The organism is Frankia alni ACN14a (assembly GCF_000058485.1).
GTDB lineage: Bacteria > Actinomycetota > Actinomycetes > Frankiales > Frankiaceae > Frankia > Frankia alni.
The window spans coordinates 2,797,504-2,816,726 of record NC_008278.1 but is presented as its reverse complement, the minus strand read 5'-3'; the positions used below and the strand labels follow the sequence as shown (position 1 = coordinate 2,816,726).

Below are 19,223 nucleotides of genomic sequence, written 5' to 3'. Positions count from 1 at the left end.
CGTGCTCACAGCAGCGCTCCCGCCCTGGTCCTTCTGCGCAGAGCCGGTCGGCTCGACCGCGCCAGGCCCTCCCACTTGTCCGAGAGGCCGACGATCGTGCGGGTCGCGAACAACGTCCGGATGGACACCTCGAGGTTCAGCTCGGCCCGGATCAGACCCACCAGTCGGACCGCGCGCAGCGAGTTGCCCCCCAGATCGAAGAAGTCGGCGTCGATGCTCACCCGTTCCAGCTCGAGGACCTCGGCGAACGCCCTGGCCAGGGTGCGCTCGGTGTCGTTGCGGGGGGCCCGGTACGTCCCGTGCCCGAAGTCGGGTTCCGGCAGGGACGTCTGGTCGACCCGGCCGTTGGCGGCCACAGGCAGGCGATCCACCCACACGAACACCGACGGCACGGCGGACGCCGTGAGCCGTTGCGCGGCGAAGCGACGCAGGTCGTCCGAGGACGGGCCGGCCACCGCGACGGACGAGTCCGGGCCGAGGGCCGCTCCGCTCTGCGCCGGGACCAGATAGGCCACCAGCCGCTGCTCCCCGGCGCCGTCCCTCCTCGCGACCACGACCGCCTGGGCCAGGTCGGGATGCGCCGCCAGCGCCTCCTCGACCTCCGCCGGCTCGACGGTGTCACCACGAATCCAGATCTGGCCGTTGGCCGGGCCCATGTACTCGAGGCCGCCGCCGGCTGCCCAGCGCACTCGGTCCGCCGTTCGGTACATGCGTGCGCCGCGGGGGCCGAAGGGGCAGGGCACGAACCTCGTCGCCGTCCGCCCCGACTGCCCGGGATAGCCGCGGGTCACGCCGGGCCCCGCCACGTACAGCTCCCCGGTCACCCCGGGGGGAACGGGGACCAGCCCCGGTCCCAGCACGTAGAGCGTGACGTGGTCGACGGGATGGCCGACGTCGCCCGCGGCCACGGGCGGATCGTCCGGCGTGAGCCGGCGGCCGGCGGCGAGCCCGGTCGTCTCCGGCGGCCCGAATCCGGTGACGATCGTCAGCTCGGGGCAGCCGGCCCGGGCTCGTTCGACCGCGGCCGCGGGCACCCGATCGCCTCCCGTCCACACCTCACGCACGTCGGCGAGGCAGGCGGGTCGCCGCGCCGCGATCGTGGGGAGCAGGTCCGCCGCCAGCGGCACCGTGTGAACCTGGGCCGCCGCGCGCGCGGTGACCAGGGCGTCGGCGTCCAGCTCGCCAGGCGGGGCCACGACCACCCGGCCGCCGCCGACGAGCGGAGCCCACAGCTGGAGCGCGAACGCGTCGACGTCCGGCGGGGCCTGCCAGAGCACGGCGCCGCGGGCACCCTCGCGCCAGCGCCCGTCCTGGACCAGAGCAGCAAGGTTGCGGTGCGTGACGGCGACGCCGGTGCTCGTGCCGTCCGTGCCGCTGCCATGCAGCACGGTCACCAGGGCGTCCGGCCACGACCGGACCGGCGTGCCGTCGCCGCCCCGCTCCAGATCGTCGCGCCCGCCGCGGCTGTCGTCGCCGGCGCCACCACCGCGAAGGTCGTCCAGCGAGACCGCCGGCACGTCCAGGACGGCGCGCGGCGCGTCGGCCGTCCCCGCGTCAGCGATCAGCAGACCCACCGGGACTCCGCCGGCCACCGACCTGATCCGCGCCGCGCTGGCGGTCGGGTCGATCGCCAGGTACGCACCGCCCGCCTTCACCACGGCGAGCAGGGCGACGACCAGGTCCGCCGACCGGGGCATCGCCACCGCCACGGTCGTCTCGGGCTCGACCCGCCGACGTCGCAAGGCCGCGGCGACACGGCTGGAGGACTCGTCCAGTTCCCGGTAGGTGACGCTGCGGTCCGCGGACACCACCGCGACGGCGTCCGGCGTCCGCTCGACCTGCCGGGCGAACAGGTCCACCACCGTCGGCGCCCGCCGCGGTGCTGCCGGCGCCGTGGCCGGCGTGCCCGACGCCGTCGGCTGCTGCCGGTGCCCGGCGACGGAGGCCGGGGGGGATCCGGACGCGGGCTCGCCGACCGGATCGAGGACGCCGACCGGGTTGAGCGTGCCGATCGGCTGCTCCGCGTCGGCGGCCAGGACGGCGCGCAGGTACCCGAGCAGCTCCGCGCCCATGAAGCCGAGCTCCCCGGCGCTGTACAGGCTCGCCGGCGCGTCCAGCCGCAGGAGCAGGTCGCCGTCGGCACTGCCGTCGGAGTAGATGCCGATCGACAGCTCGCCGAAGGCGCCGGTCGTCACCCCGACGTAGCGCGCCGGGCTGTCACCGAACCGGGGTTGTTCCACGAATTCGACGACGTTGAGGACGGCGCCGAAACTGCCGCGGTCGGTCGGACCGCGTCCGCCCGCACGCTGGATCTCCGAGTAGTGGCAGGCGGTGTGCCCGGAGATCTCGTAGGTCTCGTCGACCATCGCGTCGGCGACCTGCGCGAACGTGGCGTCGAGCGACACCCGCGCGCGCAACGGCACGACGTTGACCGCCAGGGCGGGAGTCGTGCCCATGGCGCCGGTCCGGTTGCCCACGGCCAGCGAGAAGTGGAACTCGGGCTGGTCGAGCCGGTGCCGGAAGTACACCGCCGCGGCCGCGGCCAGCAGCGACGACATCCACACGCCCAGGGATCTCGCCGTCGCGGCCCACTCGTCGGCCTCGGCCCGCGCGACGCTCAGCGTCCGGCTCACCATGCCGATGGACTCGGCCACGGGCGACCAGCGGTCGGCCTCGCTCATCGGCTCGGACAACGCGTGGCGCATCGGCTCGGACAGGGCGACGCGCGGCACCCTGGCGACCGGCACCGGGGCGGCCAGGTACTCACGCCAGAAGTCGGTGTCCTCGCGGAACGCCGGCGAGGCCCGGTAGGCCGCCTCCTCGGCCGCCAGCGTCTCGACGTCCCACCGGCGCGGCAGTCCGGGGACCCGCGTGCCGCGCACCAGCGCCGTGTACACCTCGGCGAGGCGGCGCGAGAACAGGCCCCCCGCGCCGTACCCGTCGGACACGAGATGGTGATAGGCGATCACCACCAGCGAGCGGGCTGGCGCCAGTCGGATCACGCCCAGCCGGACCAGCAGATCCCGCTCCAGATCGAAGGGCCGCCCCACCACGTCGGCCAGGGCCGCTCGGGCGGCGTCCGGCGGATCGGGCTCGGTGCTCAGATCCAGGAAGAACGATTGCCAGTCTCCGAGCTCCCGGGCCACCTGCCGCAGCCCGTCGCCGCCGTCGTCGACGAAGGTGACCCGCAGCACCTCCGCCTCGTCCAGCACGTGGCGGAACGCGGATGCCATGGCCGCCGCGTCCAGTTCGCCGTCCACATCCCACATGAACAGCGCGTGGTTCAGCGTTTCGGGGGCCATGTTCTCGGCCAGCCACAGTCCCTTCTGGGCGGCGGTCGCGTCGAAGCTTCGCATACAGATCATCTCCTAGAGAAGAAATCCTGGGGGCCGACTTCACGGCAGGCTTCCGCCGCCTTTCCGAACTGGGAACGAAGGTGCGAACGGACGAAGGAGGAAGGCGATGACGGAACGACGGGACGAGGGATCAGGATCTCGGTGGACGAACGGACCGGCATGAACGTGGTTCTCGACCAGCGCGCGCTGGCGCCGCGGGACGCGGTGCGGTCACCCCCTGCCGCGGTCGGCGATCGAGGACATGATGTGGCCGGCGATCAGGTTCGGCGTCGGGTGGCGCAGCGCCAGGTTCGCGCGCAGGCGCAGCCCGGTCGACGCCGCCAGCCGCTTGCTCAGCTCCACCGAGAGCAGGGAGTCGAACCCGAGATCCCGGAAGTCCTGGTCCGGTCCGACCACCTCCCCGCTCGGCTGCCCCCGGACGACGGCGATCGTGTGCAGCACATGCTCCAGCACGACCTGCGACGCCTCGCCCGCCGAGAGCGAGACGAGCCGCTCCGGGAAGGAAACGAGCCGCTCCTCGTCGGTGGACGGCGAGGTCACGGGCGAGACCACCGGTGCGGGTGCGGACGAGGAGTCCAGCCAGTACCGCTGCTGCTGGAACGCGTACGTCGGAAGATCCACCCGCCGGCGCGTCCCGAACAGCGCCCTCCAGTCGACGCTCGTGCCGCGGACGTACAGCTGGGCCAGCGAGCCCAGCAGCGTCTCCGCCGCGTCGCGGTCCCGCCGGGACGACGCCAGTACCACCGCGTCGTCGCGTTCCTCGATCATCTCCTGGACCGGGACGGCCAGGACGGGGTGGGGACTCACCTCGAGGAAGACCCGGAAGCCATCCTCGATCAGGCGCCCGACCGATGCGGAGAAGAGCACCTTCTCCCGCAGGTTGTCATACCAGTAGGCACCATCCATCTCGGCCGTGTCAATGACTTCTCCCCGCAGGGTCGAATAAAGCGGAACCGTCGACGTCTCGGGCCGAAGACCTGCCAGCGCCTCGAGCACCTCGGCACGCACGTCGGCCACCATCGGCGAATGGGATGCGTAGTCGACGGCTATTTGCCGCGCCCCGATCCTGTCGGCCTTCACCTTCTCCAGAAACTCGGTGAGCGCGTCGGACTCGCCGGACACCACCACGGAACGGGGCCCGTTGACGACGCCGACACCCAGCTGGGCCTGCCATTGCCGCAGCCGCTGCGCCACGAGGTCCGCCGGCAGCGCGACCGAGGCCATCCCGCCGCGTCCGACCAGGCCCACCAGCGCCCTGCTGCGCAGCACCACGACCTTCATGGCGTCGCGCAGCGACAGCGCGCCACACACGTAGGCGGCGGCGATCTCGCCCTGGCTGTGGCCGACCACCGCGGCCGGTCTCACCCCCCACGATCGCCACAGGTCGGCCAGGGACACCATCACCGCGAACAGCGCCGGCTGCACCACGTCCACGCGGTCCAGGCCGGGTGCTCCCGCCACCCCGCGCAGCACGTCGTGCAGCGACCAGTCGACCCGTTCCGCCAGCGCGGCCGCGCACGCGTCGAAGGTCCGCGCGAACGCGGGAAAGCTGTCGTACAGCTCGCGTCCCATCCCGGCCCACTGCGAGCCCTGGCCCGGGAAGACGAACACCACCCCGTTGTTCTCCATGGCGACACCACGCACGACCCGCGCCGACTCCGCGCCGTCACGCAGCGAGGTGAGGGCGTCCCGCAGCTCGCCACGATCACGCCCGAGCACCACCGCGCGGTGCTCGAAGGCCGACCGGAGCGACGCCAACGACCACCCGACGTCAGCGACGTCGTCCTCCAGGTCGGTGGCGACGTCGCGCAGCCTGTCCGCCTGCCGGGCGAGGGCCGACGCGCCCCGACCGGACAGCACCCACGGCACCCATCCGCCGAGCGCCGCGACGTCCGCGCCGTCCGCCCCACCTGGATCTGCCGTGGCGGCGATCTCGGCACCGCGGTCCGGCGGCGGTTCCTCCTCCAGGATCACGTGGGCGTTGGTTCCGCTGACCCCGAACGACGACACCGCGGCGCGCCGCGGATCGTCGCCGCGGGCCCACTCGCGGCCCTGGACCAGCAGCTCGACGGCCCCGGTGGACCAGTCGACGAACCGGGAGGGCTCCTGGACATGCAGGGTCCGCGGCAGGTGCCCGTGCCGCATGGCCATCACCGTCTTGATCACCCCGGCGACCCCGGCGGCGGCCTGGGCATGGCCCATGTTCGACTTCATGGACCCCAGCCACAGCGGCCGGCGCGAGTGCCGGTCGGACGTGCGGCTCTGACCGTAGGTCGCCAGCAGCGCCGCCGCCTCGATAGGGTCGCCCAACGAGGTGCCGGTGCCGTGCGCCTCCACCATGTCCACCGTCGCCGCCGCGACCCCGGCGTCCGCCAGTGCCTGGCGGATCACCTTCTCCTGGGCCAGGCCGTTCGGGGCGCTCAGGCCGTTGCTGGCCCCGTCGGAGTTCACCGCCGAGCCGCGGACGACCGCCAGCACGGGATGGCCGGCCCGGCGCGCGTCGGACAGCCGTTCCAGCAGCAGGACACCCGCTCCCTCGGCCCACCCGGTCCCGTCCGCGCCCTGCGCGAAGGACCGGCACCGGCCGTCCGGGGACAGGGCGCGCTGGCGGGAGAACTCCACGAAGATCGCCGGGGTCGCCATGATGGACACACCCCCGGCCAGCGCGAGCGAGCACTCTCCCGCGCGCAGTGACCGCACGGCCAGGTGCAGCGCCACCAGCGACGACGAACACGCCGTGTCCACCGTCACCGCCGGCCCGGTCAGCCCCAGGTGGTACGCCACCCGACCGGAGGCGACGCTGGGCGCGCTGCCGCGCAGCAGGTAGCCCTCCAGTTCGTGCCCGTTCGCCGCCGCGAACCGGGCGCCGTACTCGGAGGAGCTGACCCCGGCGAAGACGCCGACCTCGGCTCCGCGCAGGTCCGCGGGGACGATACCGGCCCGTTCGAGGACCTCCCAGGAGGTCGCCAGCAGCAGCCGCTGCTGCGGATCGGTCGCCAGCGCCTCCCGCGGAGTGAGACCGAAGAAGTCGGAGTCGAAGTCGGCGACGTCGGACAGGAATCCGCCCTGACGCACGTACGAACCGCCGGGGGCGTCGGGATCCGGGTTGTAGACGTCCGGCCAGCCGCGGTCGGTCGGGAACTCGCCCACGACGTCGCGTCCGTCACGGACCATCTCCCACAGCTGCTCGGGGGAGGTGACGCCGCCCGGATAGCGGCAGGCCATGGCCACCACGGCGATCGGCTCGGTGCTCGCGGCGCGCAGGGCTTCGTTCTCCTGGCGCAGACGGTCCCGTTCCACCAGCAGCGTGCGCAGCGCCCGCTCGACCCGCCGGGCGTCGTCCGTCGTCTGTTGCGTGGAGTCGCTCATGTCACGCGTTGCCTTCCTCTAGCACCAGGTCGACGAGAGCCGCCAGGGACATCGCCCCACGTCCCTCCGGGTCGGTGGACGCCTGCGTCGTCGGGTCGGCCGCGCCCGTCCGAACCGGGTCCGCGCATTCGAGAACCAGGTCCAGGACGCCGGCCTCGCGCAGCCGGTCGATCGGGACGGTGCGCAGCACCGCACGGATCTCCTCGTCCGCCGGCGAGGTCGGGCTCGGGTCCGCGGCCCGCTGCGCACCCGGATGGGCGCCCTGCGCGTCGCGCACCCTGCCGAGGACCTCCTCGCCCAGCTCACGCGGCGTCGGATAGTTGAAGACGAGGGTCGAGGGCAGGCGCAGGCCGGTCGTGGCGGACAGGCGGTTGCACAGTTCGATCGACGTCAGCGAGTCGAACCCGAGATCGGTGAACGCCTGGTCGGCGGCGACGGCCGTCCCGCCGGCATGTCCGAGGACGACGGCGACCTCCTCGCGGACCCAGTCCAGCACGGCGGCGCGGCCCTCGTCGTCCGGAAGCGTGCTCAACCTGGCCGTCAGGGCGAGCGCGGCGGGCGGCTGGCTCCTGCCGGTCCCGGCGGTGCGGCCACGCGACGGCCGGCTGGCCTCGACGAGGTGTCGCAGCAGCGCCGGCACCTCACCGTCGGGCCGTTCGCGCAGCGCCGCGACGTCCAGCCGGGCCGGGACGAGGACCGGGTTGTCGTGGGTGCTGGCGGCGTCGAACAACGCCAGTGCCTGCGCCGTCGGCATCGCGGCGACACCCAGACGCTGGATGCGGGCGAAGTCGGCCTGGCCCAGTCCCCCGGTCATGCCGCTGCGCTGCTCCCACCAGCCCCAGCACAACGAGACTGCGACGAGTCCCGCGGCCCGGCGTCGCGCGGCCAGGCCGTCCAGGAACCCGTTCGCCGCCGCGTAGTTGGCCTGCCCGGCGACGCCGAGCGTGCCCGCCAGCGCGGAGAACAGGACGAACGCCGACAGGGGACGCCCCTGGACCAGCTCGTGCAGAGTGACCGCCCCGCCGACCTTCGCCCGCAGCGCGCGTTCGAGGCCGCGGGCGGACAGCGACTCGACGGTGCCGTCCGCCAGTTCACCGGCCGCGTGCACGACCGCCGTCAGCGGGTAGCCGGGGGGCATGCCGGCGAGCACCGCCGCCATCTCGTCCCGGTCCGCCACGTCGCACCGCGCGACCTGGACGAGCGCCCCGGCGCCGCGCAGGTCCGCCACCAGCTCGGCCGCCCCGTCGGCCGCCATGCCGCGACGGCTCGCCAGCACCAGGCTGCGGACGCCGTGGTCGGCGACGAGGTGCCGCGCCAGCAGCGAGCCCACTCCGCCGGTGCCGCCGGTGACCAGGACCGTCCCGCCGCCGAAGCCGTCGCCCACCTCGAAGACGACCTTTCCGATGGTGCGGCCCTGGCTCATCTCGCGCATCGCCCGGCGGGCGTCGCGGATGTTCCAGACGGAGATCGGTCCCCGCTGCACCAGTCCGTCGGCGAACAGGTCCATGACGGCCCGGAACATCTTGTGGATCAGGTCCGGGCCGGCCTCGTAGAGGTCGAACGCCTGGTAGCCGACGCCGGGGTGATCGGCGGCCACCTGGTGGGGAGCACGGATGTCGGTCTTGCCCATCTCGAGGAAGCGCCCGCCACCCGGCAGCACGCGCAGCGACGCGTCGACGAAGTGGTGCGCGAGCGAGTTCAGGACGACGTCGACGCCGGCGCCGTCCGTGGCCGACAGGAACCGGTCCACGAAGGCCAGGTCCCGGGACGAGGCCAGGTGCTCGTCGTCCAGGCCGAGGGCACGCAGGGTGGGCCACTTGGCCGGGCTCGCAGTCGCGTAGATCTCGGCACGGACGTGTTTCGCCAGCGCTACCGCGGCCATCCCGACCCCGCCCGCCGCGGCGTGCACGAGAAGGCGCTGCCCCCGGGTGAGGTGGGTCAGCTCGAACAGCGCGTAGTAGGCGGTGAGGAAGGCACCCGGCACGGACGCCGCCTCGGCGTAGCTCCACCCCTCGGGGATCGGCATGAGCAGGCGGTGGTCCGCCACGGCGACCCGGCCGAACGCACCGGGGAAGATGCCCATCACCCGGTCGCCGGGCGCGAGGTCGCGGACGTCGTCCGCGACCTCCAGCACCGTGCCGGCGCCCTCGCTGCCGAGCCCGGCGTCGAGGGCGGTCCTGTCGACCAGGCCCAGTGCGATCGTGACGTCGCGGAAGTTGAGCCCGGCGGTGTGCACGGCGAGACGCACCTGGCCGCTCGTCAGCGCGGCCTGCGCCTCGGGCGCGGGCACCCAGGTCAGGTTCTCCAGCGTCCCCCTGTCGGTGATGCCCAGTCGGCAGGCTCCGGCCGGCGGCGGCTCAAGCAGACCGGTGGGCGGCGCGGCCGACGTCAGGTGCGGGGCGAGGCAGCGCCCGTCCCGCACCGCCAGCTGGTCCTCACCGCGGGCCAGCACGTCCGGGAAACCTTCCCAGGACGCCGGCGCGTCGTCGATGTCCACCAGTCGGAACCGGCCGGGATGCTCCGTCTGGGCGGAACGCAGCAGACCCCACACGGACGCGCCGGGAAGGCTCTCCACACCGCGGGATCCGCCGGCGAGCTGGGCGAACCGGGTCAGGACCACAAGCGTGGACGCGGCGAGCGACTCCTCGGCGAGGAAGCGCTGGACCCAGCCGAGCACCTGGGTGCCCGCGGCCGTCACGGCGGCGAGGGGATCCGGGTCGCCGGCCAGGACTCCGTCCCGGCCGACCCGCGAGCCGACGTCCAGGCCGACGTCCAGGCCGACGTCCAGGCCGACGTCCGGGGGGCCGCCGAGCTGGTCGTCCAGGCACAGGACGACGTGGCGGGGCACCACCGGCTGCGCGAGGAGGTCGTCGACCGACTCGTGGAACACAACCTGCGCGTCACCCGTCCCGACAAGCCGGGAGGCCAACCCGTGCCTCGCCCCGACGACAGCCCACCGCTCGCGGTCGGTCGCCGCCGGCTCGGCCGGCTCCACCGGCCGCCACTGCAAGGCGAACAGCGCGCGGTCCTGCCCGCCGCGCACCGCACGGACCTGCTCGGCAACCGCCGGGCGAAAGGTCAGCGCCGCGACGTGCGCGACCGGGCGACCGTGCTCGTCTGCGATCACGACGGACACGGCCCCCTCCCCGAGCGGGCGAACGCGGACCCGCACGTGCGGGCCGCACGGTCCTGCCAGTTCCACCCCGGACCACTGGAACGGCATGGATCCCCGTTCCTCGCCCACCTCGACGACCCCGCCGGCCACCACCGTCTGCAGTGCCGCGTCGATGAGTGCCGGATGCAGCACGAACCCCTGGCCGTCCGGGCCGCCCGTCGACCCACCGGCGGCGACGCCGGTGGCCGCGCCGTCGGCGTCCGCCGGCAGCGTGGCCGTCGCGAACAGGTCGTCGTCGCGCCGCCACACCTCCCGTAGTCCGCGGAACGCCGGACCGTAGTCGAAGCCCGCGGCCGCGAAGCTGTCGTGCAGTCCGTCGATGTCGAGCGGCCGCGCGCCGACCGGTGGCCACACGGCCAGGGCTCGCGCGTCCCGCGTCCACTCGGTGCCCGGCGGCGCGGCCGGTGCCAGGTTCCCCGTCGCGTGCCGGGTCCAGCCGCCCTCCGTCCCGGCCTGCGTGCCGGCACGCGAGTACACCCGCACCTCGCGGCGTCCGTCCTCGTCCGCCGCACCGGCGACGACCCGCACCTGCACGTCTCCCGTGGCGGGAAGCAGCAACGGGACCTCCAGCAAAAGGTCCTCCACCGTCGCGCAGCCGACGAGGTCGCCCACCCACAGCGCCAGGTCCAGGTGGGCCGTCGCCGGAAGGACGACGGCGCCGAACACGGCGTGATCGGCCAGCCAGCCGTGGGTGCGCAGGGACCACCGGTCGGTGCACACCACCTCACCGGTGCCGGGGTGTTCCACCACCGCTCCCAGGAGCGGGTGCCGGGCCGCGTCGAGCCCCGCGTCGGTGACGTCGGCCGTGCCCGCGCCGGCCTGGAAGTCCAGCCAGTACCGCCGCCGCTGGAACGCGTACGTCGGGAGGTCCACCTGGCAGCGCGACCCGAACCAGGCCGCCCAGTCCACCACCCCGCCCCGGACATGCAGCTCGGCCAGCGCGCCGACGAGCGCCGCCACCGCGCCGCGGTCCCGCCGCGACGTGGACAGGACCACCGCGCCGTCCACGCCGGCGCTGGTGCAGGCCTCCCGGACGATGCCCGCGACCGTCGAACCGGGGCCGACGTCGACGAAGACGTCTGCTCCGGCCGTGCGGGCGCGTTCGACCGCGTCGAAGAAGCGCACGGGTTCCCGCACGTGGCGCACCCAGTGCTCGGGGGACGTCAGCTCCTGCGCCGTGATCTCGCGGCCCGTGCGGGATGAGACGACCGGGATCGAGAGGCTGCCCGGGCGCAGCGTGCCGATCGACGCCTCGAACGTGGCCATGATCGGTTCCATGAGCGGCGAGTGGAACGCATGGTCGACGCCGAGCAGCGTCGCCGACGTGCCGCCGGCGACGAGCCGCTCCCGCAGCTCGACGACCTCGGCGCGGCTGCCCGAGAGCACCACGGACTCCGGACCGTTCACGGCGGCGATGCCCACCCGGCAGTACCCGTCGAGCAGGGCGCTCGCCGCGGCCTCGGAGAGACGCACCGCCACCATCGCGCCCTGCTCGTCGAGCGTCTGCATGATCCGGCCGCGGGCGGCCACGAGTCGCGCCGCGTCGTCGAGGTCCAGGGCTCCGGCCACGTGCGCGGCGGCGATCTCCCCGATCGAGTGGCCGACGAGCCGGTCCGGCGTCCCGAGGAAGGTCACCAGGAGCCGGTAGAGGCTGACCTGCAGCGCGAACAACGCCGGCTGCGCGAGGTCGGTCCGGCCGGCGAGCTCGGGCGCGCACTCGTCGGCGAGCAGCAGGGACCGCAGGTCGAAGGGCAGGTGCGAGTCGAAACGCGCGCACACCTCGTCGAGGGCGAAGGCGAAGACGTCGAACGTGTCGTACAGCGGCCGGGCCGCCCCGGCCCACCGTGTCCCCTGCCCCGGGAAAAGGAACACGGTGTCGCCGAGGCCGCCGGCGACACCGCGGACGGCCGTGGTGGACGGCGTGCCCTCGGCGAGGGACCGCAGGGCGTCGGCCAGCTCCTCGCGGTCACGTCCGAGCACCACCGCGCGGTGGTCGAGGCCTGCGCGGCCGGACACCAGCGACCATCCGACATCGGCGACGTCCAGGTCAGGCCGGGTCACGGCGAGGTCGCGCAGCTTGTCCGCCTGGGCCCGCAGCGCCTGCTCCGAGCGCGCCGACACCACCCAGGGCACCACCCCGCCGAGCGCCGGACCGGCCGCCGGCCGGGTGGCCGCGTCGGGCGCGGTGGGCGCGGTGGGCTCCGCGGGGGCCTGTTCCAGGATCACGTGCGCGTTGGTTCCGCTGATGCCGAAGGCGGAGACACCCGCCCGCCGGGGCCGCTCGTCGGTGCTCGGCCACGGCCTGGCCTCGGTCAGCAGCTCCACGGCACCGGCCGACCAGTCGACGTGGGTCGTCGGGCGATCCACGTGCAGGGTCGCGGGCATCGTCCCGTGCCGCATCGCCATGATCATCTTGATGATGCCGCCCACGCCGGCGGCGGCCTGCGCGTGACCGATGTTCGACTTCAGCGACCCCAGCCACAGCGGGTCGGCCGCGTCCCGGTCCTGCCCGTAGGTCGCCAGGATCGCCTGCGCCTCGATCGGGTCGCCGAGCGTCGTCCCGGTCCCGTGCGCCTCCACCACGTCGACGTCCGCGGCTCGCAACCGGGCGTTCGCCAGCGCCGCCCGGATCACCCGTTGCTGCGACGGACCGTTCGGTGCGGTCAGGCCGTTCGACGCCCCGTCCTGGTTGACCGCCGACCCGCGGATCACCGCCCAGACGCGGTGACCGTTGCGCTGCGCGTCGGACAGCCGCTCCAGGACCAGAACCCCGACGCCCTCCGAGAACCCGGCGCCGTCCGCGGCGTCGGCGAAGGCCTTGCACCGGCCGTCCACCGCCAGTCCCCGGTGACGCGAGAGTTCCCGGAACACCTGGGGGGTGCCCACGACCGTGACACCCCCGGCCAGAGCGAGCGTGCACTCGCCCTGACGCAGCGACTGCACCGCCTGGTGCACCGCCACCAGCGACGAGGAGCAGGCCGTGTCGGTCGACACCGCCGGTCCCTCCAGGCCGAGCGCGTACGAGATGCGACCCGACGCCACGCTCAGCAGCGAACCGGTCTGCCCGTAGCCCGAGATGATCTCAGGCGTGAAGAAGTGGTTTCCATAGCCGAAGTACGCCAGCCCGGCGAAGACACCGGTGCTGCTTCCCCGCAGCGAGTGCGGGTCGATACCCGCGCGTTCCAGGGACTCCCACGAGGTCTCCAGCAGCAGCCGGTGCTGCGGGTCCGCGGCCAGCGCCTCGCGCGGGTTGATCCCGAAGAACTCCGCGTCGAAGTCACCGGCGTCGGGCAGGAACCCGCCGGAGCGGGTGTAGCAGGTGTTCGGCCGGTTCGGATCCGGGTCGTACATCCCCTCCAGGTCCCAGCCGCGGTCCTCGGGGAAGTCCCCCACCGCGTCCTCGCCGGCCGCCACCAGGTTCCACAGCGCCTCCGGTGAGTTCACCGCGCCGGGGAAGCGGCAGGCGACTCCCACCACCGCGATGGGTTCGGCGGCGGCCCGCGTCAGCTCCCCCAGCCGTCGACGGGTCTCGACCAGCTCGATCGATGTTCGCCGGAGGTAGTCGAGAACCTCGCCGTTGTTGTCGTGTGTCATCGTTCTCCCCTAGCCGAGCTCGTGGTCGAGCAGCGCGAGCAGTTCATGGGCGGACGCCGAACTGATCCGGTCGACGACCCCGACCGGTGACGAGTCGGCGACCTTCGCGCGCAGCCGGCTCTGCAGCTCACCGAGCGCGGTGGTGATGGTGGTCCGGTCAGGTGGTGCGAGATCTTCGAAGACGCCCCACAGCCGGGCGCCGAGATGCTCGATCTCCCGGGCCAGGCTCTCGGCCGCGGTCTCCCGCTCGGAGCCCGGATGCAGGCCGACGTTGAGGAACTCGGCGACCGCGTTCGGGGTTGGATGATCGAAGGCAAGCGTGGCGGGCAGCGTCAGGCCGGTGATCGCCATCAGCCGGTTCCGCAGTTCCAGGGCCGTGAGTGAGTCGATCCCGAGCTCCTTGAAGGCCATGGTGGGGCCGATCCGCCCGGCGTCGGCGTGGCCGAGAACGAGCGCGGTCTGCTCCCGCACGGCATCGCGTAGCGGGGCTTCCGCGTCGGCCATCGGCAGCGCGCCCAGCCGCTGGGCCAGGCCGGCGTCGGCCGGTCCGCGCTCGCCAGGACCGCCGGTGCCGGTGCCAGCACCGGCACCGGGGCTGCCCAGCAGGTCGCGCAGCAGCGGCGGCCCGCCGCCGGTCCGCGCCGCATCCGACGGAGACAGGTGCAGCCGGGCGGGTACCAGAACCGGCTCGTCGAGGGCGAGCGCGGCGTCGAACAACGCGAGACCCTCGTGCGAGGCCATCGGCAGGACGCCCTGCCGTGCCAGGCGTTCGACGTCCACCTCGTCGAGTTCGGCGCTCATCTCGCTGCGCTGGGCCCAGAAACCCCAGCACAGCGAGCTGGCCGCCAGCCCCTCGGCCCGTCGGGCCTGGGCCAGCCCGTCGAGGAACGCGTTGGCGGCCGCGTAGTTGGCCTGTCCCGCCGTGCCGAGCACCCCCGCGATCGAGGAGAACAGCACGAACGCCGACAGGTCGAGATGCCGGGTCGCCTCGTGCAGGTGCCAGGCTCCATGCACCTTCGGCGCCAGCACCGCGTCCACCTGCTGCCCGGTCAGCGCCGCGACGACCCCGTCGCCCAGCACGCCCGCGCAGTGCACGACCGCTGTCCACGGAGACTCGGGCGGCGCCGCCGCGATCAGCTCGGCGACGGCCTGCCGACTCGTGACGTCGCACGCCACGATCTCGACGTGCGCCCCCGCCCCGACCAGCTCGTCGCGCAGGGCGCTCGCGCCGGGAGCCCGCTGCCCGCGCCGGCTGGTCAGCACCAGCCGGCGCACTCCGTGGCGCCGCACGAGGTGCCGCGCCAGCAGCGCGCCCAACCCACTGGTGCCACCGGTGATCAACACCGTCCCGGACGTGAGGTCGGGCCCGTCGACGGCCTGCTCGCCCGACCCGTCCCGGCTGCCACCGGGCTGGGTGCCGCGGTGCACCTGCGCCAGACGGGGGCGGCTCAGTGCGCCCGCGCGGATCCTGAGCTGGGGCTCTCCGGTGGCGGCCGCCGCCGGTAGGCACGCCCACGAGGCGGGCGAGTCGTCCGTGTCCACCAGCGCGAAACGCCCCGGGTTCTCGGTCTGCGCCGAGCGGACGAGCCCCCAGACCGCTGTCGCCGCCGGATCGACAGAGGACACCTGCTCGTCCTGGATGGCGGCGCGCGTCACGACGACCAGGCGCGAATCGGCGAACCGGTCGTCAGCGAGCCAGTCCTGCACCCACCGCAGCACCTGGTGAACGGCCCGCCCGACGGCCGCGGGCGTGTCGCCCGCGTCGTCGGCGCCGGCCACACCCGCCGCGCTCGCCAGGACGACGGGGGGCACCTCCCGGCCGGCCGCGGCGAGCTCCGCGAGGCTGGCGTAGGCCTGCGCGTCGCGGACCCCGCCAGGCGGCGGCCAGGCGGCGCCCGGCTGCGGCGCCCCCACTACCGCGTACCGGTTTCCCGCCGACGCGGACGCCGGCGGAACCGGAACCGGAAGCGGTGACCAGTCGACCCGGAACAGGGAGTCCCGACGGTCGAAGCTCAACGCGGTCAGCTGGTCGCGATCCACCGGTTGCACGGTCAACGCGTCGACACCGCCCACGGCGGCGCCGTGCTCGTCCGCGAGGTCCACCGACAGCTGGTTGTCGCCGGCCTGCCCCGTGGGAGCGAGGCGCACGCGCAGGACCGTCGAACCGGCCGTGTCCGGACCACCCGCGTGCAGGCGAAGCCCCGCACAGCGCGCTGGTAGCCAGCCGTCGGCGGCGGACCCCTCGACGAGGCGTCCGAGGCCGGTCGCCAGCAGCGCCGCGTGCAGCAGCGCCGGATGGATCTGGAACCGACCCTGCCCGGTGGAGGGCGGCGGGGGCAGCTCCACCTCGGCGAACACGGTGTCCCCGCGCTGCCAGGCCCGCCGCACACCGCGTGCCCCGGCGTCCACGCCCGACGCGACCGACGTTGCGAACGCGTCGTCCACGGGCATCTCGACGGCACCGGCCGGAGGCCAGGAAGCGAGGTCGGCCGCACCGCGGTCCGGGCCGGTTCCGGGCCCGGGGGCGCCGAGGACCCCGACGGCGTTGCGGGTCCACACGGTCTCGCCCTCGGCCCGCGAGTGCACGCTGAACGCCCCCGCGTCGTCGACGACGACCCGCAGTTCCCGCTCGGCGGCGCGGGACAGCACGAGCGGAGCCTCCAGGGTGAGCTCGTCGACGACCTCGGCGCCCGCCCGACGTGCCGCCCAGAGCGCAAGCTCCATCACCACCGTCGCCGGCACCACCAGGGCGCCGTGGACAGGGTTGTCGGCGAGCCAGGCGTGCTGCTGCGGCGACAGGCGTCCGCTGCCCACCAGGGCGCCGCCCGCCGCGTCACCGGGCAGATCGATCACCGCGTCGAGCAGAGGATGGTCCGAGGTGTCGCGGGCGGTGGTCTCGGACGGGGTGGTCAGCCAGTAGCGCCGTCGTTGGAAGGCGTAGGTGGGCAGGTCCACCCATCCGCCGTCCCAGCCCGCGAAGGCCGCCTCCCACGCCACCGGAACCCCGGCGGCGAAGGCCTCGGCCGCCGACCGGTACAGCCGCGCCAGCCCACCCTCGCCCCGGCGTAGCGTGCCCACCACCAGACCCGCGGTCGCGGGCGAGGTGTCGAGGATCTCCTGGATGTTCAGCGCGAGCAGCGGGTGGGGGCTGATCTCGAGGACCGCGCTGCGTTCCCCGTCCAGCAGACGGGCCATGGTGGACTGGAAGCGCACCGGCTCGCGCAGGTTGCGAAACCAGTAGTCGGCGTCGAGTTCCCGGGTGTCGTGCGGTCCGCCGGTGACCGTCGAGTGGAAGGTCACCGACGTCGGCAGCGGGGTGATCCCGGCGAGCTCGGCACGGAGCTGGTCGGCGAACTGGTCCACCAGGGGCGAGTGTCCGGGGACGCTCGCCGGGATCCACCGCGCGCGCACGCCCTGCGCCTCGCAGAGCGCGACCAGCTCCCGCACCGCGCCGGCCTCGCCCGAGACCGTGGTGGAGTTCGGCCCGTTGACGGCGCCGATCACGATCCGGTCATCCCACCGGTCGAGCAGCTTCCGCACCCGCTGTTCGGGCAGCAGGATCCCCGCCATGCCACCGGCGCCGGCGACCTTCGCCAACATGCGGGAACGCAGCGCGACGATCCTGGTCGCGTCCGCGAGGCTCAGGGCGCCCGCGGCGTGGGCGGCGGCGATCTCGCCCTGGGAGTGACCGATCACCGCGTCGGGTTCCACGCCCAGCGACCGCCAGACGCGGTCCAGCGACACCATCACCGCGAACAGCGTCGGCTGGACGACGTCGACGCGGTCCAGGTCGGCGGCCTGCGGCCCACCGCACACGGTGTCGATCAACGACCAGTCGACCCAGGGCCCCAGCGCCTGCGCGCACGCGCGGATCTGCTCGGCGAACACCGGAGACGACGCGTAGAGCTCCGCGCCCATGCCCAGCCACTGCGATCCCTGACCGGGGAAGACGAACACCGTCCTGGCCGTCGGCGACGCGACCGCGGACGCCGCGGCGGTGGCGCCGTCCGGGCCGTGCTCGGCGAGGGCGGTGAGGCCGGCGAGCAGCTCCTCCCGGTTCGCGCCGATCACCACCTGGCGGTGGTCGAAGCGGGCTCTCGTCGTGGCCAGCGAGTACCCCACCGCCGCGACCGACAGCTGCGTTCCCGCGGCCACGCTGTCCCGCAGCCGCCGTGCCTGCGCGCGCATCGCCTGCTCCGAGCGCGCCGAGAGCACCCACGGCACCTGCGCGGGAGCGGCCACCGGGCCCGCCCCGGCCTCGACGCCCGCCGCGACGTGCTCGGGCTCGGGGGGCTGTTCGAGGATGAGGTGCGCGTTGGTGCCGCTGACGCCGAAGGACGACACTCCCGCCCGGCGGGGCCGTCCTGACTCGCCGGGCCACCTCCGCGCGTCGGTCAGCAGCTCCACCACGCCCGTCGACCAGTCCACGTGCGGGGTCGGACGGTCGACGTGCAGCGTCCTGGGCAGCACCTCGTGGCGCATCGCCATGATCATCTTGATCATTCCGCCGACGCCGGCGGCCGCCTGCGTGTGGCCGATGTTCGACTTCAGCGACCCCAGCCACAGCGGGCGGGCGCGGTCGTGGTCCTCCCCGTACGTGGCCAGCAGCGCCTCCGCCTCGATGGGGTCGCCCAGCACGGTGCCCGTCCCGTGCGCCTCCACCACGTCCACGTCCGCGCCGGACAGGCCCGCGTCGGCCAGCGCCGCGCGGATGACCCGCCGCTGCGCCAGTTCGCTGGGCGCGGTCAGCCCGTTGGAAGCCCCGTCCTGGTTGATCGCCGAACCCCGGATCACCGCCCAGACGTGACGACCGTGCCGCCGGGCGTCCGAGAGCCGTTCCAGCACCAGCACACCCGCGCCCTCACCCCAGCCCGTTCCGTCGGCGGCCTGCGCGAAGGACTTGCAACGCCCGTCGACCGACAGGCCACGCTGGCGGGCGAGTTCCACGAACATGCCGGGCGTCGGCAGCACCGACACCCCACCGGCCAGTGCCAGCCCGCACTCCCCCGCACGCAGGGACCGCACGGCCTGGTGCACGGCCACCAACGACGACGAGCACGCGGTGTCCACCGACACCGCGGGTCCCTCCAGGCCCAGGACGTAGGCCACCCGACCGGAGGCCACGCTCGTGAACGTTCCCGAGATCGCGAAACCCTCGACCTCGCCGGCCGCCCCGCCGCCCATCCGCGGGCCGTAGTCGACGGCGTAGATCCCGGTGAACACGCCGGTGTTCGAGCCCCGCAACGCGGCCGGGTCGATCCCCGCCCGCTCCAGCGCCTCCCACGACGTCTCCAGCATCAGCCGCTGCTGCGGATCCATGGCCAGCGCCTCACGCGGACTGATCCCGAAGAACTCCGCGTCGAACTCCGCGAGGTCGGCCAGGAATCCGCCGCAGCGGGTGTAGGTCCTGCCCAGGGCCTCGGGATCCGGGTCGTACACGGCGTCGACGTCCCAGCCACGGTCGAGTGGGAAGCCACCCATCGCGTCCACCCCGTCGGCCACCAGGCGCCACAGGTCCTCGGGCGAGGCCACCCCGCCCGGGAACCGGCAGCCCACCCCCACGACCGCGATCGGCTCGCGGGCGGCCTCCTCCAGTTCGTGTACCCGTCGGCGCAGCGCCTGCGCGTCGCCGACGGCACGGCGAAGATAGGACCGGATCTTGTCGACTTCCTCCACGTCGGTCTCCCTGACGGTCAGGACGAACAGATGACAGGAATTGAGGTGTCTGA

4 protein-coding genes are annotated in these 19,223 nt (G+C 74.0%); all 4 read right to left on the bottom strand.

Annotation, left to right across the window (positions count from 1 at the left end):
* Window positions 1-5: 5 nt before the first annotated feature.
* Window positions 6-3,356: an AMP-binding protein gene (locus FRAAL_RS11210; RefSeq protein ID WP_157892047.1), complete on the bottom strand. Its 3,351-nt coding sequence runs from the start codon at window positions 3,354-3,356 to the stop codon at window positions 6-8.
* A 210-nt stretch (window positions 3,357-3,566) separates the two neighbouring features.
* Complete coding sequence (locus FRAAL_RS11205; protein ID WP_011603720.1) at window positions 3,567-6,725, bottom strand: type I polyketide synthase; 3,159 nt, start codon at window positions 6,723-6,725, stop codon at window positions 3,567-3,569.
* Window position 6,726: 1 nt separating this feature from the next.
* A complete protein-coding gene (locus FRAAL_RS11200; RefSeq protein ID WP_011603719.1) occupies window positions 6,727-13,494 on the bottom strand; it encodes a type I polyketide synthase in 6,768 nt (2,255 codons plus the stop codon).
* Between the two features lie 9 nt (window positions 13,495-13,503).
* Window positions 13,504-19,170, bottom strand: coding sequence for a type I polyketide synthase (locus FRAAL_RS11195; RefSeq protein WP_041940411.1), 5,667 nt, complete (start codon window positions 19,168-19,170; stop codon window positions 13,504-13,506).
* Window positions 19,171-19,223 lie beyond the last annotated feature (53 nt).

What these genes read in the sequence shown, in the direction of transcription:
- FRAAL_RS11210 (WP_157892047.1), bottom strand. Translation starts at nt 3,356, where the DNA reads ATGCGAAGCTTCGACGCGACCGCCGCCCAGAAGGGACTGTGGCTGGCC.
- FRAAL_RS11205 (WP_011603720.1), bottom strand. Translation starts at nt 6,725, where the DNA reads ATGAGCGACTCCACGCAACAGACGACGGACGACGCCCGGCGGGTCGAG.
- FRAAL_RS11200 (WP_011603719.1), bottom strand. Translation starts at nt 13,494, where the DNA reads ATGACACACGACAACAACGGCGAGGTTCTCGACTACCTCCGGCGAACA.